This window comes from Exiguobacterium artemiae, from assembly GCF_033342815.1.
Taxonomy (GTDB): domain Bacteria; phylum Bacillota; class Bacilli; order Exiguobacteriales; family Exiguobacteriaceae; genus Exiguobacterium_A; species Exiguobacterium_A artemiae_A.
In genome coordinates, this window is the sequence record NZ_JAWPEN010000002.1 from 195,385 (window position 1) to 216,769 (window position 21,385).

The window sequence follows — 21,385 nt, forward strand, 5'->3', positions numbered from 1 at the left end:
TCGGTGTTTTCTGTATAGAATTTAGATGTAATTTTAAAAAGAAATAAGTTCTTAATGGATTTTAACTCCATTTATTGGTAATGTAAAAAGTTGTTTGATACAATTTTTAAATAAGTGAAATGATATTTAATGTAGATTATCCCTTATACATAAAAGGAGAATGGACGAATGATTGATTTAATGGTTTCTGGCATGTTAACAGGGTTGAAAGTATACAAAGGAGTAAAAGAGAAAAAAGAAATCGTAGATAAGCTAATTAAATTAGAAGCTGACCAGGCACAACTATTTGATATGTTTACGAACGAAATTAAAGCGATTCAGGAAGGACCCTTTTACGTAGGGTTAACTTATCTGGAGCAAGCAATGGACGATCATCGAAGTCAAAAGGACTCTAAAAAGATGGTGGGAAGTGCTTTGAAAGAATTCATCAAAGCCTACGGTGTACAAAGAGCGAAATTTAGAAAGACAGCATTTGATGTCCATTTCATAGGATTCATTCAATCTTACATCAGTATTACTTGGCTCATGTTAGACTCTCCACAAGATGCAAAAAATTGGATCGAAAAATCAATTGTTTCATTACAAGAAGGACAACGATTATTCAAAGATGATATTTCAAATCTTAAGGCAGAAATCTCAGAAATTGAGCTGGAAGAGGATCAGCATAATCGTAAATTAAACGATTCAGTTGTTTATGCAGGGTTGGACTTCTTCTTTGGGAATGCTTCCTTGGCGGAAAAAAAGCGGAAGCTGCCTGAATATCATGAATTGGTAAACCGCTATTCAAAAGCCCAGTCTGAAAGTCATAAATATATGCTTGAAATGCAAGAATTACATAAGCAAATTGATGTTGAGTTACTCAATTATGAAGAATCTAAAAATGAAGCAACGAATAAGGTGAAGAGTTTATTTGGAACAGTAACTGGATTAGCTAATCCGGCTGATAATAAAGTGACGAAGGAAACATCGGTACTAGAAATACCTCTTGCGGCCGAAAAAACAAATCGGATTCAGGGAATGTTTAATAAATTTAAAAAGTGAAAACCGCGTCTACTGGTAAAAGGCGATTCAATTAATCCATAATGTGATTCGATGTCATATTTAAGTTTATACTTCAATAAATAAAAGAAAAACGGTTTGAGTCCATTGGAATGGAGAACTCAAGCCGTTTTATCTATGTATCGTTATATGTGACTCTTAAAAGAACAAAATTAAAAACTATATTTTTTTTACAAATATTCTAGTAAAGAGATTAGCAATGACGCTAGCAATAGCTGCTTCAAGAAGTAAAACTACGGTAGTTGTAAAAATATCTTTAAAGCCAGGTGTTCCTAGAAAGTTAATAAAATTTAAAAAGAAGGATTCCTGGATTATTCGATTTGTCTGTTGGAAACTCTACGTGACAAATGGCGTCGCCTTCAGACGTTTGGACGATGAGGGAGCTGAATCTTGAAGATTTGTCAGTCTTTCAACTGGATAACAATCTGTGCAAAGGTTAAGAAATCATCTATGTGCTTCTCTAAAATAGCCTGGAGAACATTTGAATCAAGTGACGGGTAGTCATGGATTGCGATAGTACAAAATCCCATCATATTCATTAGGCTAGTAGATAGGGAAGAATTGATAAAGTCTGCTTTCTCTAATAGTTTAAGTCCATCCTGACTTGCTTTAGGCAATCCCAGTTTTCGTGTACTTACGACATACATTGCCATATCGATAGAAGCTTGGCAGATCCGTTGCAAATTTAAGATGATGCTATCTTGTTTGGTTAAATCACTTAAGTTTTTGGAGTCATTACTATAGACTTCGTTCATTCTAATGATGCAACGTTTGATCGTCGCTTGTTTTTGTAAAAGGATCTCGTTCATTTCTTGCGACACGTCCTTTCTTACAAAATAGATAATGGTACATCTGATTTTAACCATTCTATAACACCTTGAAAAAAATCGGTATGATCTAAAAAAAGTAAGACCCGACGAAATCCGCCAGATCTTACTTTTTATCAGGAATGCATTCCCGTCACTCGACTAATGCAGGAAAAAGCGCAGGGATCTGCGCTGTTAGAGGCAAACAAGACCCGAGTCCGTGTCCGGAGGACAAAGGAGGCGCGGCTTGTGCCTCGCCTGAGGAAAGCGAGTGAAAGGGAAAGCATGACGCAGCGAGCAATTTACGCTGTTACTTCACTCACTTCGTGATTCAATTGCCACTGCACACCAAACGGATCTTCGACAATGCCGTAGGCTTCACTCCAAAACGTTTTTTGAATCGGCATGATGACGTTACCGTCTTGAGCCAGTTTATCGAACGTCTCATGAATGACTTGGATATCTGGCAAATGCAGAGCCAGCGTAACATTTTGTCCGATCGTCACCGGATCATGGGGCATGGCGTCGGAAAACATGACGCGTGTGCCATGAACAATCAATTGCGAATGCAGGACAAGCGACTGGACATCTTTTTCAAACGGTTGACCGTCCGGACCATTGCCAGGACCAAACTCCATGATGTCAGGAATGTCTTGCCCAAAGACTTTGGCATAATAATGAATCGCCTCGCGGGTATTACCGTTGAAAACTAGATAAGGGGTAATCGGCATAATAATGCTCCTCTCTATTTGAAAACGGCTGACTAATACTTATAGTATACCAAACATTTGTTCTTATTAAAAGGTTTCTTGAGTGAAAAATGAAAGCGATATCATTTATTTTGCAAATTCCGATTAAATTCTAAAAAAATGGTTGTATCTTTCCAAATCAACGTCTATACTAAATTTATCGAAAGCGCTTTCGGTGAAATGGAGTGGTTACATGGGTACAATTTATGATTTAGCGAAAATAACCGGTTTTTCGATCACCACGGTCTCAAAAGCCTTAAATAACTATTCCGATGTCAGTGAGAAGACGAAAGCAAAAATCGTTCAGGCAGCAGCTGATATGGGCTACTTACCAAACGCACATGCCCAGTCACTTTCGACGAAACGGTCCTGGACAATCGGGGTCATGTTCTCGGAAGCAAACGAAGTCGGAATGATGCATCCGTTTTTCAACGCGATCATCGAAAGTTTCCGAAAAGCAACAGAGCAACAAGGTTACGATTTAATCTTCGCCTCACGGAATCTCCGCAATCGCGACATGAGTTATCTCGAGCACTTCCGGCACCGGGCGGTCGACGGCATCGTCGTCATCTGTTCCGATCAAATGGACAAACAGGTGCAAGAGTTGATTCAAAGTACGATTCCGATCGTCGTCGTCGATATGGACAGTTCCGATTGCAGCGTTGTCTTCTCGGATAATTTATCCGGCGGTACACTTGCTGTGAACCATCTTTATGAGCTTGGACATCGTTTGATTGCCCACATTGCTGGAGATATGACGATTGATGCAGGTCTCGCACGAATCGAAGGTTATAAACAGGCAATGGATCGAATCGGCTTACCGATTCCTGACGGATACTTGATCAACGGAGGTTTTTTCTCAGTTGAAGAAGGAAAACAGGCGATGCAGACATTGCTTGATTTACCGAAACGTCCGACAGCCGTTTTTGTCGCAGGTGACCAAATGGCCATCGGCGCGATGGAAGCGATTCATGAAGCAGGTCTTCACATTCCACAGGATATTTCAGTCATCGGATACGACGACATCGAGATGTCAAAATACGTCACACCGAAGCTGACGACGGTCCGGCAAGATACGGAACGGATCGGACAGCATGCAGCAGAACTGTTAATCGAACAGATCGTCAACAAACAACGGGTCATGACGACGGATATCATTCCAGTCGAATTGATCGTTCGCCAGTCGACGGGACCTGTCAAAGCATAATTACTTTTTCGAAATCGCTCTCGCAGGTTGTCTTCGAGAAAACGCGAGAGCGGTTTCGAAATCCATACTATATTTTTTTGTACGTTTCCGAAAGGGCTTTCGGAACTTTTTTCAGATCATTTACGAAAGCGCTTTCGATATTTTTGAATAATAAATGAGACCGCTTACTTAGGGGACTACCAAAACACGAGAAGGATGGGATGACATGAAGAAGAAGTTAGTCAGCGTATTAACAGTCGGTGCGTTAACAGCAAGTGTTTTAGCAGGATGTTCAGGTGGCGAAGAAGAAAAAACAAGCGGCGGCAAAGAAGTTCTTAAAATCTGGTCGTTCACGGATGAGTTAAAAGAACCAATCAAAAAGTTCGAAGAGAAAAACGGCGTCAAAGTCGAATTGACAATCGTTCCGATCGCGGATTACCCGACAAAATTAAAACCTGCACTTGAGAGCGGCGTCGGTGCACCGGATATCTTCACAGGTGAGATTGCCTTCTTAAAACAATGGGTGGATGCCGGCTACTGGGCGAACCTCTCAGAAAAACCGTTTAACGCGGGTGACGTCAAAGATGACTATATCCCGTATGTCTATGACATGGGGAAAGACAAAGACGGTAACGTTCGTGCCCTGTCATGGCAAACGACACCAGGTGGCGTCTACTACAAACGAAGCATCGCGAAAAAAGTTCTCGGCACAGATGATCCAAAAGAAATCGGTGCGATGATGAACTCGATGGACGGCGTCTTCGAAGTCGCTGAAAAGATGAAAGGCAAAGGCTACAAAATGTTCCCGGATGAAGGATCAATCCGTTGGTTCGCACAAGGAAATGAGCCACAAGCCTGGGTCAACGACAAACAGGAACTCGTCGTGACGGAAGACAAGAAAAACTACATGGATTACGCAAAAGAATTACGGACAAAACAATACACAGCACTTGCGCCGGAATGGTCTCCATCATGGTTCGCAGGAATGGATAAGCCGGTCAAAGTCAAAGAAAATGGCAAAGAAACTGAAACAGAAATCTTCTCATATGTCCTTCCGACATGGGGCTTACACAGTGTCTTGAAAGAAAACGCGAAGAAATCAGCCGGTGACTGGGCTGTCACAAGCGGACCGAGCCCATACTTCTGGGGCGGTACATGGTTAGGTGTCTACAAAGATTCGAAGAAACAAAAGCTTGCGTATGATTTCGTTAAGATGATGACGCAAGACGAAGAGTTCCTGACAGACTGGGCGAAAGAAACAGGCGACGTCCTCGCTTACAAACCGGTTACGGACAAAATCAAAACAGACTTCAAAGATGAGTTCCTCGGCGGACAGAACAACTACGAGTTCTTCCTTGATCAAGCAGACAAGATCACACCGGGAATCGTGACAAAGTACGACCAACAGCTCGACACATTGTACGGTGCATCGGTCATGGAATATGTCCAAGGCAAAAAGTCGAAAGACGAAGCACTTGCTGAATTCTACAAAAAAGTCAAAAATGCGTATCCGGACGTGAAAGTACCGGAATAAGGAGTCTAGGTGGGGCGATCCTCGCTTCACCTTTTCTTATTTAAGAAAGGGGTTTGACCTGTGAAAAAACTCGACCGCCATGGTTATCTGTTCATCGCACCGTTCTGGATCGTCTTCTTGATCTTCAGCATCTATCCGGTTGCGCTGACGTTCTATTACAGTTTTACGAACTACACAGGCGCAGAAGGCGAACAACTCGTCGGACTCGCGAACTATACGCGTTTGCTTGGGGATACGTACTTCATTGAAGCGTTCTTCAACACACTGAAGATTTGGGGACTGAACTTCCTCCTGCAAATCGGGGGAGCCTTGATGCTCGCCTTACTGTTCTCGGATTTACAGCTCAAGATGAAAGGTCTCGCATTTTTCCGCGCGACATTCTACTTGCCGAACTTGATCACAATCAGCTCGGTTGCCTTGTTGTTCGGTATCCTGCTTGACTGGCAGCACGGTTCACTCAACATGATGTTACTCAAAATCGGTATCATCTCAGAGCCAATCAACTGGTTGACGCAACCGGTTACAGCACAAATTTCCGTTTCCCTCATCCTGACCTGGATGTGGCTCGGTCACTCGTTCATCGTCGTCATGGCCGGTGTATCGGGCATCTCGAAGGATTATTTTGAAGCGGCACTGATTGATGGTGCGACACGCTGGCAAATCTTCTCGCGAATCACGTTGCCGCTTTTAAAACCGATCCTGCTCTACATCATGATCACGTCACTGATCGGCGGACTCCAATTGTTCGATTTACCGATGCTGATCACGGACGGTGTCGGTGCGCCGGATGGTGCCCTAAACACGATGGTCCTTTATCTCTACAACCAAGCCTTTAAATACAACAACTATGGCTACGCCGCTGCGGTCGCATACGGATTGTTTGCCATCACGCTCGTCTTTTCAATCATCGTCTTCAAAGGGATGTTCCGAAAAGAACGTTCAGCGAAAGGAGCCTGACCGATGGAACGAAATGCAGAAGCACGTCGGATCGTGCCACAAACGGAAGATCAACCGGAGCGTTCAGAACGTCCGCTGAAATTGACACCACCACCGAAGCAGAAAAAAGCCTGGTTCGGGAAAAGTCTGATCTACGTCGGACTGATTGCCTTGACGATCGCCTGTATCATTCCGTTTTTGATGATGATCATCAACGCGACCCGCTCAAACGAAGAAGTCCTGTCTGGTTTCTCGTTGATTCCGGGAAACTCGCTCGCTGAAAACTATGCGGCTTTAAGTTCTTACGTCAACATCTGGTCCGGTTTCAAGAACAGTCTGATTATCGCCGTCCTCGTCACTGTCTTATCCGGTTACTTCTCGGCGATGACAGCATTCGGATTCGCATTCTACCAGTTTAAGGGAAAAAATGTTCTGTTCGTCTTCATGCTTGTCATGATGATGATTCCAGGACAACTCGGATTAATCGGGTTCTACGAACTCAGTAAAAATCTTGGATTACTCGACAGCTTCATCCCGCTGATCGTCCCGGCAATTGCCAGTCCGTTCACAGTGTTCTTCGTCCGTCAGTATTTACAGACGGTCATGCACCCAAGTTTGATTGAAGCAGCACGGATGGACGGCGCGAGCGAAATGCGGATTTTCCACACGATTGCCTTGCCGATGATGATGCCGGCCATCGCGACGATGTCGATCTTTACGTTCATCGGCTCATGGAACAACTACATCATGCCGCTCGTCCTGCTTTTCTCACCGGAAAAGTATACGTTACCGGTCTTGATGGGCTTCCTCAAAGGATCACAAGTTGCAGAAAACCTTGGTTCACTCTATCTTGGAATCGCGATTTCCGTCGTACCGATCATGATCGCCTTCCTGTTCCTATCGAAATACATCGTCAGCAGCATCTCCGCTGGTGCCGTCAAAGAATAAACTGTTAAAGGAGCTTACACCTATGAAATTTGCACCGAATTTCGTCTTCGGGACGGCGACGTCTTCTTACCAAATCGAAGGCGCACACGATGAGGGCGGCCGGACGCCGTCGATCTGGGATACGTTCTGCGACACGGACGGAAAAGTCTTTGAAAAACATAACGGGGATGTCGCTTGCGATCATTACCACCGGTTTGAAGAAGACATTCAACACATTAAACAGTTAGGCGTCGACACGTACCGCTTCTCGATCGCCTGGCCACGGATCTTCCCGAGCAAAGGGCAGTTCAATCCGGAAGGGATGGCCTTCTACAAGACACTCGCCACACGTCTCCAGGAAGAAGGCATCAAACCGGCGGTCACACTCTACCACTGGGATCTTCCAATGTGGGCACACGAAGAAGGCGGCTGGGTCAACCGCGACTCGGTCGACTGGTTCCTCGACTTCGCCCGTGTCTGCTTCGAAGAGCTCGACGGGATCGTTGACTCGTGGATCACGCACAACGAACCATGGTGCGCCGGTTTCTTAAGCTATCACCTCGGACAACACGCACCGGGCCATACGGACATGAACGAAGCCGTTCGCGCCGTCCATCACATGCTGTTGTCACACGGGAAAGCGGTCGAGATGCTAAAAGGAGAGTTCAACTCAGCGACACCGATCGGCATCACGTTGAACTTGGCACCGAAGTACGCGAAGACGGATTCTGTTAATGATCAGATTGCAATGAACAATGCGGACGGTTATGCGAATCGCTGGTTCCTTGACCCGATCTTCAAAGGACAATATCCAGTCGACATGATGAACCTGTTCTCGAAATACGTGCATACGTACGACTTCATCCACGCGGGAGACCTCGCGACGATCTCGACGCCGTGTGATTTCTTCGGGATCAACTTCTACAGCCGCAACCTGGTCGAGTTCAGTGCAGCGAGTGACTTCTTACACAAAGACGCCTATTCGGATTATGACAAGACCGGCATGGGCTGGGATATTGCACCAAGTGAATTCAAGGACTTGATCCGCCGTCTACGTGCCGAGTATACGGATTTGCCGATCTACATCACGGAAAACGGTGCCGCCTTTGACGATCAACTCGTCGACGGCAAGATTCACGATCAAAACCGGATCGATTACGTCGCGCAGCATCTGCAAGCTGTATCTGACTTGAACGACGAAGGCATGAACATCGCCGGTTATTACCTCTGGTCGTTACTCGACAACTTCGAGTGGAGCTTCGGCTACGATAAACGATTCGGCATCATCTACGTCGATTTCGATACACAGGAACGAATCTGGAAAGACAGCGCGCATTGGTATGCGAATGTCATCCAGACGCATAAGGCAGCACTTCCGCAAGAAGCGTAACGTCGTCGAACAGGCAAGGTCGAATTGATCGTCTTGCCTGTTTTTTCATTAAGAAGGAGGAATTACAGATGAAGAAATGGCTCGTAGTTGCTCTCGGAACGGGACTCGTCCTGTCATACGCCGGGACCGGTCATGCCGAGAAGGCGGACAAAAAAGATAATACGAAATGGAAAATGGTCTGGTCCGATGAATTTACGAAACAACAGCTCGACCGGACGAAGTGGACATATGATACCGGGAACTGGATTGTCGATCAAAATGGAAGCGCTATCAGTCCGGGCTGGGGAAACAACGAAAAACAATATTACACGGACAAAACCGACAATTCATTTATCCGGGACGGCAAACTCGTCATCCGGGCTCAGGAAGAAAAAACAACGGATGCCCTAGGAACGTACGACTATACATCAGCTAAACTGAAGACAAAAGGCTTATTCAGCAAGACATACGGCCGTTACGAAATCAAAGCGAAACTACCGACCGGCAAAGGACTGTGGCCGGCGTTCTGGATGTTGCCGGAACAGGACAAGTACGGCGCCTGGGCCTCGTCCGGTGAAATTGATGTCATGGAAGCGTGGGGCAGTCAACCGGACAAAGTTGCCGGGACGATCCACTACGGCGAGAACTGGCCGAACAATAAATACACCGGCAAGGACTACCACTTCCCGGACGGCGGACGGATTGACCAATGGCATACGTATGCGGTCGAGTGGGAGCCGGGCGAACTGCGCTGGTACGTCGATGGCAACCTTTATCAAACACAAAACGACTGGTACAGCAAAGGCAAAAACACGGCAACCAACTACAGTTATCCGGCACCATTCGACCAAAACTTCTATCTCGTGATGAATCTCGCGGTCGGTGGCTGGTTTGACGGCGAAGTCGATGCAACGACGAAGTTCCCGGCTGAAATGGAAGTCGATTATGTCCGCGTCTATGATTTACAGAACCGTGACTACCGCGAACCGGTCGAGCCGGTCTATGAAGACGTGACGTTACCAGACGGCGCGAAACAACCTTTAGAAGACGGCAACCTCGTTTATGATCAGGCGTACGAAAAAGCCATCAAGACGATCACTGACGGGGCGCAAGTCCTTGACCCAACGTACTGGAACTATGTGACGTTACCGGACTTCGGCGGCAAGGGATCGGTCAACGTGACGGAGCAGGACGGCACCCGCTTTGCGAATGTCACGATCGACCAACCGGGCGCTCAAAACTATGCCCACCAGTTGATTCAAAAGATTTCCCTCGCTCAAGGCGGACGCTATGAAGTCAGCTTTGACGCCAGCAGTGAAGAAGCACGGACGATCGTCGCGAAAGTCGGCGGCGGGGCAGAACGCGGCTACACAAAATATTCGAATGAAGAAGTGATTGATTTGACGCCAACCGTCAAACGGCATACGTTTGCGTTCGACATGGCAGCAGAAACGGATCTTGCGGCACGTCTCGAATTCAACCTTGGTCTGGCGAAAGCCGGCGTCAAAATCGGCAACGTCCGAGTTGAACAAGTACCACGCGGTGAAATCGATGAAACAGCAACAAAACCGGCACTGCCGGACGGCAATCAGATTTACAACGGGACGTTTGACCAGGGCGCGATGGACCGTCTGACGTACTGGCAGTTTGATGACGGTCAGACCAAAGGCACAGGAACGGTCGACCCGGTGACACGTGACTTTACGTTCAAGACCAATCCGGCAAAAGGACAGGCCGCGACTTTGACACAACAAGGTGTCCAGCTAAAAGAAAACCATCAGTACGTCTTACGTTTTAAAACGAAAGCCGAGCGGATCAAGCAGTTGCAAGTCAAGCTGACTAATGCGGACGGAACGGTTTCGTATTTGCCGACGCATGAAGTGCCGCTGACAAAGCAAGTGACGACAGTCGAAGTACCGTTTACGATGACACAAGCGACTGATTTGAACAGCCGACTCCAGTTCGATTTCGGGACGGAAAAAGGTGAAGTGACACTGGATGACGTGGAGCTGGTTGATGTCACACCGGTCGAAGTCGACCGGTCGCCGCTCAAAAACGGTTCGTTTGCGGACGGACTGAACTTCTGGAGTTCGTATGTCCATTATGACGCGCAAGCCGTCGTTTCGAACGTCAATGACGCAGCGAAACTCGCCATCGTATCAGAAGGACAGGAACCATGGAGCGTCCTGCTTGAGCAAGGCAACTTACAGCTTGTCAAAGGGCAGACGTACCAACTGACGTTTAAAGCATCGTCAACGGTCGCCCGGCCACTTGAAGTGACGGTTGAAAACGCAGCGTATACACGTTACTTCAGTGAAATCGTCGAACTCGGGACGGAAGCGAAAACATATCAGTTTGACTTTACGCTTGGCCAGGATGATACAGCCGGACTGAAATTCCTGCTCGGGAAAGCAGTCGGTTCACCATTCGCGGCACACGACGTGACGATTGATGATGTGAAGTTAGAAGTAAAGTAAGAGAACACGGAATCAAGAATAAAAGCATCCAGGACTACCCTCGTTTTGATGTACGAGGAGAACCCTGGATGTTTTATTTTTTTGTGTTAAAAGGGATTTAAAACCAATTAAGAGAATATGACACTAATACAATTTCATACTTAGGAGGAACACCATCATGGTTCGTTCGACAAAACAGTATATCGTTTTATTTATCGTGCTTTTGCTTGCGACAATCGGTATCAATGCCTGGCCGGCGAGTATTCATCCCGACGGTACGATTGGTCTGCTTCAAATCGTGTCTTCGCTTGTCTGGCTGGTCTTTTTAATTGGTTCGGTAATGCTCGTCCGCGAAGAAAAGACGCTTTTGTTTGTGTTCTATTATCTCAGCTTCGGGTTTGTTGCCGGCACCGTGGTCTATTTAGTCACGTTCTTTGAGCGGTATTGGTTAGGGGAGCTTTGGTTTGATCTCGTCTCCGGCATTCAATATCCGTTTTATTATTTATTTGCGGTCCCATTGTTTGGGTTCAATGCCTGGTTTGACGTCTTATACGGACAGTTTGCGCTGTTTGCCGGGTTTGCCTATGTCGTGCTGGCGATTGGTGTCAGTGTCCGATCCAAAAAGCTCGAAGCAAAACGACTCCGGTACTGATTGCCGGATAGTTGAAAAGCGCGCCGCGGCGCGCTTTTTTCGATGACGTCTGGACGATACTCAAGTACGAAGCGGGATGAGCTGATGATGCAGAACGGATTCAATCAAAGCGACTGTCTCAAACGTCGCTGCGTAATCAACCGTTTCGTGTTCGGTATGCTCATGCATGTATCCGACAGACAGGTTGACAGAAGGGATGCCGAAGCCGGAAAATACCTTGGCATCACTTGATCCGCCGTTCGTGGTCGTCTGCCAATCGGGCATTCCGGCCAAGCGTCCTGCTTCTTCAAACAACGAACCGAAATTGGACGGACAGAACGGAATCAGGTTTCGGCAGGCTGTGACGATATCACGCGTTCCCCGGCGGTCGACGACGATGGCAGCATCCACATCTTGAATGAAAGCGGGATCGATGCCTGCCGCGCCGCGACATCCGATTTCTTCTTGAACGGTAAAAGCGAGTTTCAGAGTACCGGAGAAGTTTGTATTTTGCACACGATCGACGACTTCGAGAATCGCCGTGATGCCGGCTCGATCATCTGCTCCCAGAGTACCGCTTGAGCTGCGCAGTGTCGTCCCGTCTTCGAAAATGGTCCGGTGTTCGTCCTTTGATTCAAACGTGTCCATATGAGCTGATAGCAAAACGGTCGGTCCGACACCACACTGGATCGTCGCCAAAACATTTCCCTGCTTATCGGTATACGAGAAATCCGTGCTCGATTTTAAGTGATTTCGTAGATGCATCGCGACCAGTCGCTCCCGTTTGCTAACACCCGGGATATCAAGCCATATCAGCAATCGATGTTTAAATTGTTCTAGTTGTAAGGTATGGAGATAGCTCCGGTCTTCGGACAACCGGTAAAGACGCTCCGCTAAGGATAGTAAAGAAGAAAATCCACTTTTCCGGTAATCGAGTTGTAACGTCAGACGCGTCAAATGCATCGTCATTTGGTGTGGCAACGCAAGGTTAAGCATCTGCCACTGTTCAAGGGATGGAAGTTGTTTTAACGTAACGGAAGCCCGTCCGCGGCCATGTCCGTCGCAACAAGACAACGTCGCGATGTCGAGAGAGTTCAGCCAACGGACGATGCCCCGAATATATGGATCAAAGGATTGATAAGGCAAATCATTTGTCGAAGGATCAAGCATCGCTTCACGACCCGGTAAATCATTAAAAGGAACCTGCTGAATCCACTCGATCAGCCGACGATCGCTCCAGTCTTCAACCGGATATTGTAAAATGGAGTCAGTCAAAAAGGCGACGTGCGTTTTGCTGAATCGGTCTTCCCGGTTTAGACCGTGTCGTGCTAATAGAATCGTTGAATTAGTCATTTCAAACAGCTCCTTGTTTTGTAAGTTGTTTTTAGTTTAGCAAGGGAGCTGTGACAGGCTGTCACACGTCAAAAATGAAGGAGTCACAGGGAATGGAACTGTCAGGATATTTGGAAGCGCAACGAATCCGCCGGGAATTACCGAACGAAACCCAAGAGGAACGGGCTATCAAGCGTCAAGCACACCTTGACTTACTTGTTCGTCAGGCAGAATTCTACAAGCTGTCGGACACTCCGGATTATCGTCAGGCTAAAAGGTGGTTACTGGACGCCATTAAAATGGAGAAACATCATCCGATTGCAAATTACCGATTAGGTTATATTTTGTATCGTGAACGTGAGTATGAACAAGCTGCCTATCATTTAAAAATAGCAGTCGATGGAACACGGACAGACATCTTAAGTGATACGCAACTGATCTTAGCGAATATCTTTCTCGTGAATTGTGGAGTGGCGATAACACGGGAGGCGTTACAAAAGCTTGAAGATTTGGAATCGCAAATCGAAGGTGATATCGATCAAATACGAATTGACCGTTATCGCGCAGAAATGATCGTGCAGGATGAGTATGTACTGGACCGAATCTACTACCGGAAAATCTCGGCAGATCGTGAAACGATTATCAATGAAGAAACGTTTCATGAGACGAAACCGGAGAAGGGTGAACTATTACTAAAAAGTTCGGATGCCGGGAAAATGTTACATGTAGCCGGTCAATCAAGTGAGATGTTAAATCAACATATGTTTTTGACCCTTGTATTGTTAAATCAATCCGTGTTTCAGACGTATCCCGTCCTGCAAGCTGCCTTGTCTGAGCTAAGTGGACAAGATATCACGTATGACCATATGCGGCAGTTGATTCGAAGAGTCCGTGAACGTTTTGGAAAGCTTGATCTGATTGAAGCGACAGCAGTGATGCTTCCGGAATCACCACGTTCTGTCCAAGGATTTCGAATTCATCCGAACTGGGCGGTGACCATCCTTTGTCGAGCGGATGATTTTATTTCAAAATAAGCAATTCTACAATTACATTACTAAGAAAACTCTATGAAAAAGACAGAATGGTTTTAGATAAACCAAACTGCAATTTCATAGAGTTTTTTTGAAATACATATAAAGTTAGATTATCGCTCGCAAGCAAAATTGTCTTTATCCCGATCCATTTTTGATTGGTAAGCGGGGTGAGTTGAGGGAACACCATTTGGATAGACCTGGGTCAGTTCTGTACAGTTCGCAAAGGATGCATTAGCTCTGGCTTTAGCGTCAGCTCTGGCTTTAGCGTCAGCTCTGGCTTTAGCATCAGCTTTGGCTTTAGCATCAGCTTTGGCTTTAGCATCAGCTCTGGCTTTAGCGTCAGCTCTGGCTTTAGCGTCAGCTCTGGCTTTAGCGTCAGCTCTGGCTTTAGCATCAGCTCTGGCTTTAGCATCAGCTTTTGCTTTGGCATCAGCTTTCGCTTTGGCATCAGCTTTCGCTTTGGCATCAGCTTTCGCTTTGGCATCAGCTTTCGCTTTGGCATCAGCTTTCGCTTTGGCATCAGCTTTCGCTTTGGCATCAGCTTTGGCTTTAGCCTCGGCTTTGGCTTTAGCGTCGGCTTTGGCTTTAGCGTCGGCTTTGGCTTTAGTGTCAGCTTTCTCCTGATCATCATCTTTCTGTTCAGTCGTTACTTCATCTACATTTGATTCATCAGGTTTTTGAATTTTAGCCGGAGCAACCGATTTTGAAAGTGTATTAAGATCATTGGTTTCAGCCATGTCCGTACTAGGTAATTCAAAGGCTAAAACAAAGAATGCAATTAGTGTAGTAAGAATCATCCAAAGTAAGGGACGTTTTATAACAAACCTTTTATTCCGTATTTTTTGGAAGAATTGATAATTAAAAAATAAACTGACAATAAATAAAATACTAGAGAAAATTGAAGTGGTCGTAATAGATACTATTAACAGCACGACAGTAAGAAGTGTAGTTAATATACCAAGTAATATGAGAAAAAATTTATTCATCCTTTTCACTCCTTTAATAATATATTATGTAAAACATAACATATTATTAAAAAATGGTAATCTGATTTTAAAAAACTAAACAAAATATGTGTTCATAAGAAATAAATGTTAAAAACGAGCCGTATATTTTAAACGAATCCTCTATAATTAAATTATCACTAAAATTTGGTATTTTAAAAACGAGGAGGAATGGACATGAATAAAGCAGTGAAACTTATCATGACCGGTGTACTTAGTCTTTCATTGATCAGCGTGACGTCGGCAGAAAGCCATGCAGCAACGAAAGCGAAGACATTCAAGAATTGTACAGAAATGCAGAAAACCTATAAAGGTGGCGTCGCCAAGAAAAAAGGTCTGAAAAACCGGACGGGATACGATAAGAACGGCAAAGCAATTTATAAAAAAACACAACATGCTGCCCACGTCAGTTTGGCGACCTATAACCTTAATAAATCAAAAGACCGTGACAAAGACGGCATCGCTTGCGAACGCTAAAAAAGACCCGCTTCCGAGTTTTTCGGAAAGCGGGTCTTCGCCTGTTTAGTTGAAGTTTTTCTTGAGGAAGTCCGTGACTTCTTCCGGTGTTTTTGCGTTGGCACTGTGCAAGTGACCGAGTTTCTCGTTGTTTTGGAAGACGAGTAAACTTGGAATCCCCATGACGACATTGTCAGAAGCGATTTCCGGGAATTCATCTTTGTCGATCGTATAGATCGGCAGTTCGCTGAATTGTGATTCGACATCCGGCATGAAGTAGTCCATCCGTTTGCAGTCTGGGCACCAGTCGGCTTCGAACTTGATAATGACCGGTGTTTCGCTTGCGATTAACTCTTTGAATGTATCTTCACTCTTAATGTAGTTACTCATGTGTTAGTTCCCCCTGTTGTTGGTGTGTATCTTTAGTCTACTGATTCCAAGCACAAGATGCACGGATTATGATTGAAGAAGGTCCGCGTTCTGCAAAAATGTTGTAGAAGAAAATAACTAAAGTATGCGCAAATTGCACAAGAAGCATCAATAAACGATTAAATATGATTTGCCTTAAGTAAAAACTATTGGTCTTTTGTTAATTAACTAGTTTTAAGCAAAATGATTTCTATAGACCCACTTGATTTTGACCTGTTACGATGAGGTTTGCTAATCGACAGAGCGAGTGGGGGCGACAGAAATGGATCAGCAAAAATATGATAATTTAAAGCTTGGTGAGCGTGGTGCGATCATTAGTATCATTGCCTATATTGTTTTATCAATTGTTAAATTGGTTGTCGGCTACACGGCGGATTCAGCGGCGTTACGAGCGGATGGTTTAAACAATACGACCGATATCATCGCGTCGATTGCCGTCTTGATCGGGTTACGAATTTCAAGACGTCCGGCAGATGACAACCATAAATACGGACACTGGAAAAGTGAGACGATTGCCTCGATGGTCGCTTCCTTCATTATGATGGCTGTCGGACTACAGGTCTTGATCGATACCGTTTCGACGTTGTTCGAAGGAAAACAGGAGTCACCGGACATCGTCGCGGCTTATGTCGGAATCGGTTCCGCCGTTGTGATGTATTTCGTCTATCGTTACAACCGGAACCTGTCACGAAAAATTAACAGTAAAGCCGTTATGGCGGCTGCAAAAGATAACTTATCCGATGCCTGGGTCAGTATCGGAACAACGATCGGGATTATCGGTTCCCAGTTCGGGATGCCGTGGCTCGATATTGTAACAGCGATTGTCGTCGGATTCTTAATCTGTAAAACGGCGTGGGATATCTTCTCGGAAGCCTCCCACGAATTGTCGGATGGGTTTGATGAACAGAAGCTGAAGATGTATGAAGATGTGATTTTTGATTTAGAAGGCGTCAAAGGAATCAAGTCGATCAAGGGACGGAATTATGGAAATAATGAAGTCGTGGATGTCGTGATTCTCGTCAACTCGCAATTGAACGTCCATCAAGCACATGATATCGCGACGAAAGTCGAAGATACGTTGACGGATGAATATGGTGTCTATGATATTCATGTCCACGTTGAGCCGGAATGAGTTTCTGCCGAACTGATCAGGCTGAACAACCATTTAACAGTCCAATTTCGATTGGACTTTTTTTTATGGAATTCCTAAAAAAACTATGTGCATTTTCACATTGTTTCTGCGTTGACATTCAGTCTAAATGGGCGTATTTTAGTTTACATAGGTAATCGTTCGATATGGAACGATTCAATATGGAACATGGAGGTGGAAGGATGGAAACAGAGCAAAAAGAGCCGGTTCGTTCAACGGCCATGATGCAGTCGTTTTGGAATGTGCAGCGTCATCTTGTCCGCGCGGCGCATCAGACAGCGCAGGAAAATGGACTCAGTTTACCGCAATTTCACAGCTTGATGACGATTGCCCCACGAAGCCCGATCACGCAAAAAGAACTGGCCGTGCATACGCATTTACCGAAAAGCACGCTCAGTCAATCGATAGAAGGATTGGTGCAGTCGGAGTGGGTCATCCGGGAAACGAATCCGGACAACCGGCGGGAAGTCGTCTTACGTTTAAGTGATCACGGACGGCAATTCGTCGAGACGATCAAACGGCAGGAAGCGGGGATGCAACAACGGCTCGAGCATATCCTCGATCAAATCGATCCTGCCGTCTTTGAGCAGATGTTGCAGACGCATGCACAGATTGCAGAAGGACTAAAAGAAATTTTGGCACCAGGAAACGGAGGCTGTACAGATGATTAAGTTACTCAAAAATCTGACGACCTATAAATGGGCAGTCTTGGCCGTCTTGATCCTTGTCTTCGCCCAGTCGATGTCGGATTTATACTTACCGACTTTGATGGCCGACATCATTGACAAAGGGGTCGTGACAGGGGATACGGCGTACATTTGGAAAATCGGGGCTGTCATGCTCGGGATTACCGGACTTGGCGCACTCGCGGCGATTGCTGCCAGTTATTATTCTTCGAAAGCCGCGATGGGACTTGGCCGCGACATCCGCCGAAAAGTCTTTAACCACGTCGAACGCTTTACGTTACAGGAGTTTGATCAAGTCGGAACGGCTTCATTGATCACACGGACGACAAACGATATCACCCAAGTCCAGCAGGTCGTCATCATGATGTTGCGGATGGTCGTCAGTGCGCCGATCATGTTCGTCGGTGGACTGATCATGGCGGTCTCGAAAGATGCTAAATTATCACTTGTCATCGTTGCGGCGATGCCGGTGTTGGTTGTCTCGATTCTGTTGATTCTCTGGAAAGGAGTCCCGTTGTTCGGCCAAGTCCAAAAACGGCTTGACCGCTTGAATCTCGTTTTACGGGAAAATCTGACCGGGATTCGTGTCATCCGGGCCTTTAACCGGGAATCCCAGGAGAAAGTCCGGTTAACAAAAGCAAATGCGGATTTAACGGATGTCTCGATCAAGGTCAATAAAATCATGGCCTTTTTGATGCCGGTCATGATGCTCGTGATGAACTTGACGGTTGTTGGTGTCATCTGGTTCGGCGGTATCCGGATTAACAACGGCGGAATGCAGATCGGAGATTTGATGGCGTTCATTCAATACGTCATGCAAATCATGTTTGCCCTCGTCATGGCGTCTGTCATGTTCGTCATGATTCCCCGGGCGGCGGTCTCAGCGAAACGGATTAATGAAGTCCTCGAGATGGAGCCGACGATGGTCGACGCCGGAACCGCTTCTGCGGATAAAGAACGCGGCACGCTTGTGTTTGACGGGGTGACGTTCAGCTATCCGGGAGCCGAAGCACCGGTCCTGTCTGATATCAGCTTTACTGCCCGACCTGGTGAAATTACGGCCGTCATTGGTGGAACGGGTTCCGGGAAATCAACGCTCGTCAATTTGATTCCCCGCTTTTATGACGTGACGGAAGGCAGCATCCAAGTCAACGGCGTCGACAGCCAAGCCGTCCCGCAGGAAGAACTGCGTTCGAAAATCGGTTTTGTCCCGCAAAAAGCGTTGCTGTTTACGGGAACGATCGCGGAGAACATCCGGTTCGGAAAAGAGGATGCGACGGACGAAGAAATCCAGCATGCGGCCCGTGTCGCTCAAGCAACGGATTTCATTGAACGGATGCCGGACCGATATGAATCGATGATTGAACAAGGCGGTTCCAACGTCTCCGGTGGTCAAAAACAACGCTTATCGATTGCCCGGGCACTGGTCCGGAAACCGGATATCTACGTCTTTGACGACAGCTTCTCGGCGCTTGACTTTAAAACGGATGCAACGTTACGGAAAGCTTTAAAACAGGAGACACAGGACGCAACCGTTCTGATTGTCGCGCAACGCGTCAGTACTGTCATGGATGCCGATCAAATCATCGTTCTCGAAGAAGGTAAAATTGCCGGGATCGGAACGCATGACGAACTGTATGAAACAAACGACGTCTATCAGGAAATCGTCAAATCCCAACTGTCAGAGGAGGAGATCGCATGAGTACCAGTAATCCAAAACGACCTGCCGGCGGCCCTCCCGGTGGAGGTCCCGGCGGCGGGAACATGATGATGATGGGCGAAAAACCAAAAAACTTCAAAGCGACATTCCGACGGTTGCTCGGATATCTGAAACCACGCCGAAATGCTCTCATAGCGGTTTTTGTCGCAGCGATTCTCAGTACGATCTTTATGATTGCCGGACCGAAAATCATGGGGACGGCGATCACGGAACTGTTTGAAGGGGCATACGCCAAGTTCCAGGGCGTACCGGGAGCAGCAATCGACTTTACGAAAATCGGACAGATCCTGTTGCTGCTCGCCGGACTGTATGTCATCAGCAGTCTGTTCAGTTACCTGCAACAGTATCTGATGTCGGGGATTGCGCAAAAAACCGTCTATGATTTACGGGAAGATGTCAATCAGAAGCTTGAACGGTTACCGCTCAAGTATTACGATGGCCGGCCGAACGGAGAGACACTCAGCCGGGTCACGAATGACATCGATACGATCGGGAGTACGTTACAACAAAGCGTGACGTCGTTCATCACGTCAATCGTGACGATTGTCGGGATCTTAATCATGATGTTGACGATCAGTCCGCTGTTGACGTTGATTTCGCTCGTCTCGTTACCGATCTCGATTTTTGCGATTCGTCCGATTTTGAAACGGTCGCAAAAATACTTTGCCGATCAACAACGGACACTCGGACAACTGAATGGTCATGTCGAAGAGATGTATACCGGTCATCCGGTCGTCAAAGCGTTTGGTCATGAGCGCAGAGCGGTCGAACAGTTTGATGCAGTTAATGAAGAATTATATGAAGCGGGACGAAAAGCCCAGTTTATTTCCGGAATCATCATGCCGATGATGATGTTCATCGGGAACATCAGCTATGTCCTGATCAGTGTCGTCGGCGGGATTTTAGTCACCCAGCGCAGCATCTCGATTGGGGACATTCAGGCGTTCATCACCTATACACGCCAATTCACACAACCGATCACCCAAACGGCTAATATCGCGAACATCGTTCAGTCGACGGTCGCCGCTGCCGAACGGGTCTTTGAGTTGTTGGATGAAGAAGAGGAAGTCAAGGAAGTAACGACGCATCACCTGGCGAAAGCCGACGGAGCCGTTGCATTCGAGCATGTCGACTTCGGTTACGGCGAACAGCTGTTGATTGAAGACATGAACATCGACGTCAAACCGGGACAAACGGTGGCGATCGTCGGTCCGACCGGTGCCGGGAAAACGACGCTGATCAATCTGTTGATGCGCTTTTACGAGTTGAATCGTGGTGTCATCCGGATTGACGGGATCGATACACGGAAGATGTCACGCGAAGATTTACGGACGACGTTCGGCATGGTCCTGCAGGATACGTGGCTCTTTAACGGTACGATCCGTGATAATCTCGCGTACGGAAAAACCGGGGCAACAGAAGACGACATCGTCGAAGCCGCGAAAACAGCCCATGCCGATCACTTCATCCGGACTTTGCCGGACGGTTACGATACTGTTTTAAATGAAGAAGCATCGAATATCTCACAGGGGCAAAAGCAACTGTTGACGATTGCCCGGGCGGTCCTCGCCGATCCGCCAATCATGATTCTCGATGAAGCAACGTCAAGTGTCGATACGCGGACGGAAATATTTATTCAACAGGCGATGAAACGATTGATGGAAGGACGGACAAGTTTCGTCATCGCCCATCGTCTGTCGACGATTAAAGATGCGGATTTGATTTTGGTCATGGATCAAGGGCGGGTCATTGAACAGGGCACACATGAAGCCTTGCTCGAAGCGAACGGCTTTTATGCCGATCTTTACAACAGTCAGTTCTCGGAAAAAGAAGTCGTCTGAGGAAATGGCAGTATCCGATCCGGATGCTGTCTTTTTTTGTGCAATCTTTTTTCTTGCACTCATATACCTAAGGGGGTATA

General features: G+C 46.5%; 19 protein-coding genes. 14 read left to right on the forward strand and 5 right to left on the reverse strand.

Features of this window, described 5'->3' with window-relative positions; genetic code table 11:
• Positions 1 to 168 precede the first annotated feature (168 nt).
• Complete coding sequence (locus R7V76_RS03550) at positions 169 to 1,041, forward strand: hypothetical protein (RefSeq protein WP_318091291.1); 873 nt, start codon at positions 169 to 171, stop codon at positions 1,039 to 1,041.
• A 419-nt stretch (positions 1,042 to 1,460) separates the two neighbouring features.
• On the opposite strand, the gene hepT is transcribed toward R7V76_RS03550, so the two are convergent.
• Positions 1,461 to 1,868, reverse strand: a complete 408-nt coding sequence (gene hepT, locus R7V76_RS03555; RefSeq protein WP_318091292.1) for a type VII toxin-antitoxin system HepT family RNase toxin — start codon at positions 1,866 to 1,868, stop codon at positions 1,461 to 1,463.
• Positions 1,869 to 2,167: 299 nt separating this feature from the next.
• Positions 2,168 to 2,596, reverse strand: coding sequence for a VOC family protein (locus tag R7V76_RS03560; RefSeq protein WP_028107079.1), 429 nt, complete (start codon positions 2,594 to 2,596; stop codon positions 2,168 to 2,170).
• Positions 2,597 to 2,807: 211 nt separating this feature from the next.
• On the opposite strand from R7V76_RS03560, the gene R7V76_RS03565 reads away from it, so the two are divergent.
• From R7V76_RS03565 to R7V76_RS03595, 7 genes are all read left to right on the forward strand, one after another.
• The gene (locus tag R7V76_RS03565) at positions 2,808 to 3,821 is read left to right on the forward strand and encodes a LacI family DNA-binding transcriptional regulator (RefSeq protein ID WP_318091293.1); all 1,014 of its coding nucleotides are present in this window, start codon (positions 2,808 to 2,810) and stop codon (positions 3,819 to 3,821) included.
• Between the two features lie 205 nt (positions 3,822 to 4,026).
• Entirely contained in the window at positions 4,027 to 5,334 is a 1,308-nt protein-coding gene (locus R7V76_RS03570) for an ABC transporter substrate-binding protein (protein WP_071499455.1), read from the forward strand.
• Between the two features lie 60 nt (positions 5,335 to 5,394).
• Positions 5,395 to 6,291, forward strand: coding sequence for a carbohydrate ABC transporter permease (locus tag R7V76_RS03575; protein ID WP_318091294.1), 897 nt, complete (start codon positions 5,395 to 5,397; stop codon positions 6,289 to 6,291).
• Positions 6,292 to 6,294: 3 nt separating this feature from the next.
• A complete protein-coding gene (locus tag R7V76_RS03580; RefSeq protein ID WP_081776662.1) occupies positions 6,295 to 7,218 on the forward strand; it encodes a carbohydrate ABC transporter permease in 924 nt (307 codons plus the stop codon).
• A 22-nt stretch (positions 7,219 to 7,240) separates the two neighbouring features.
• Positions 7,241 to 8,587, forward strand: coding sequence for a GH1 family beta-glucosidase (locus tag R7V76_RS03585; protein WP_318091295.1), 1,347 nt, complete (start codon positions 7,241 to 7,243; stop codon positions 8,585 to 8,587).
• 68 nt (positions 8,588 to 8,655) lie between these two features.
• Positions 8,656 to 11,043, forward strand: a complete 2,388-nt coding sequence (locus R7V76_RS03590; protein ID WP_318091296.1) for a carbohydrate binding domain-containing protein — start codon at positions 8,656 to 8,658, stop codon at positions 11,041 to 11,043.
• A gap of 157 nt (positions 11,044 to 11,200) precedes the next feature.
• Positions 11,201 to 11,674, forward strand: coding sequence for a hypothetical protein (locus tag R7V76_RS03595; protein ID WP_318091297.1), 474 nt, complete (start codon positions 11,201 to 11,203; stop codon positions 11,672 to 11,674).
• Between the two features lie 60 nt (positions 11,675 to 11,734).
• On the opposite strand, the gene R7V76_RS03600 is transcribed toward R7V76_RS03595, so the two are convergent.
• On the reverse strand, positions 11,735 to 13,006 hold the full coding sequence (locus R7V76_RS03600; protein ID WP_318091298.1) for a M20/M25/M40 family metallo-hydrolase: 1,272 nt from the start codon (positions 13,004 to 13,006) through the stop codon (positions 11,735 to 11,737).
• Between the two features lie 92 nt (positions 13,007 to 13,098).
• On the opposite strand from R7V76_RS03600, the gene R7V76_RS03605 reads away from it, so the two are divergent.
• Positions 13,099 to 14,019: a hypothetical protein gene (locus R7V76_RS03605; protein ID WP_188005081.1), complete on the forward strand. Its 921-nt coding sequence runs from the start codon at positions 13,099 to 13,101 to the stop codon at positions 14,017 to 14,019.
• A 110-nt stretch (positions 14,020 to 14,129) separates the two neighbouring features.
• On the opposite strand, the gene R7V76_RS03610 is transcribed toward R7V76_RS03605, so the two are convergent.
• Positions 14,130 to 15,005 carry an excalibur calcium-binding domain-containing protein gene (locus R7V76_RS03610; protein ID WP_318091299.1) on the reverse strand — a complete coding sequence of 292 codons (876 nt, stop codon included), beginning with the start codon at positions 15,003 to 15,005 and terminating at the stop codon, positions 14,130 to 14,132.
• Between the two features lie 195 nt (positions 15,006 to 15,200).
• On the opposite strand from R7V76_RS03610, the gene R7V76_RS03615 reads away from it, so the two are divergent.
• Positions 15,201 to 15,500, forward strand: coding sequence for an excalibur calcium-binding domain-containing protein (locus tag R7V76_RS03615; RefSeq protein ID WP_214766347.1), 300 nt, complete (start codon positions 15,201 to 15,203; stop codon positions 15,498 to 15,500).
• Positions 15,501 to 15,545: 45 nt separating this feature from the next.
• On the opposite strand, the gene R7V76_RS03620 is transcribed toward R7V76_RS03615, so the two are convergent.
• On the reverse strand, positions 15,546 to 15,869 hold the full coding sequence (locus R7V76_RS03620; RefSeq protein ID WP_012369239.1) for a thioredoxin family protein: 324 nt from the start codon (positions 15,867 to 15,869) through the stop codon (positions 15,546 to 15,548).
• A gap of 301 nt (positions 15,870 to 16,170) precedes the next feature.
• Here R7V76_RS03620 and R7V76_RS03625 point away from each other — a divergent pair, with 301 nt between their 5' ends.
• The 4 genes from R7V76_RS03625 to R7V76_RS03640 all read left to right on the forward strand — a co-directional run bounded on the left by R7V76_RS03625 (position 16,171) and on the right by R7V76_RS03640 (position 21,305).
• A complete protein-coding gene (locus R7V76_RS03625; protein ID WP_318091300.1) occupies positions 16,171 to 17,040 on the forward strand; it encodes a cation diffusion facilitator family transporter in 870 nt (289 codons plus the stop codon).
• A gap of 200 nt (positions 17,041 to 17,240) precedes the next feature.
• The gene (locus tag R7V76_RS03630; protein ID WP_318091301.1) at positions 17,241 to 17,729 is read left to right on the forward strand and encodes a MarR family winged helix-turn-helix transcriptional regulator; all 489 of its coding nucleotides are present in this window, start codon (positions 17,241 to 17,243) and stop codon (positions 17,727 to 17,729) included.
• Positions 17,722 to 19,446 (forward strand): ABC transporter ATP-binding protein, encoded by a 1,725-nt coding sequence (locus R7V76_RS03635; RefSeq protein WP_318091302.1) that lies wholly within the window; start codon positions 17,722 to 17,724, stop codon positions 19,444 to 19,446. Before R7V76_RS03630 ends, R7V76_RS03635 begins: the two co-directional genes overlap by 8 nt.
• Entirely contained in the window at positions 19,443 to 21,305 is a 1,863-nt protein-coding gene (locus tag R7V76_RS03640; RefSeq protein ID WP_318091303.1) for an ABC transporter ATP-binding protein, read from the forward strand. Before R7V76_RS03635 ends, R7V76_RS03640 begins: the two co-directional genes overlap by 4 nt.
• Positions 21,306 to 21,385: the final 80 nt, after the last annotated feature.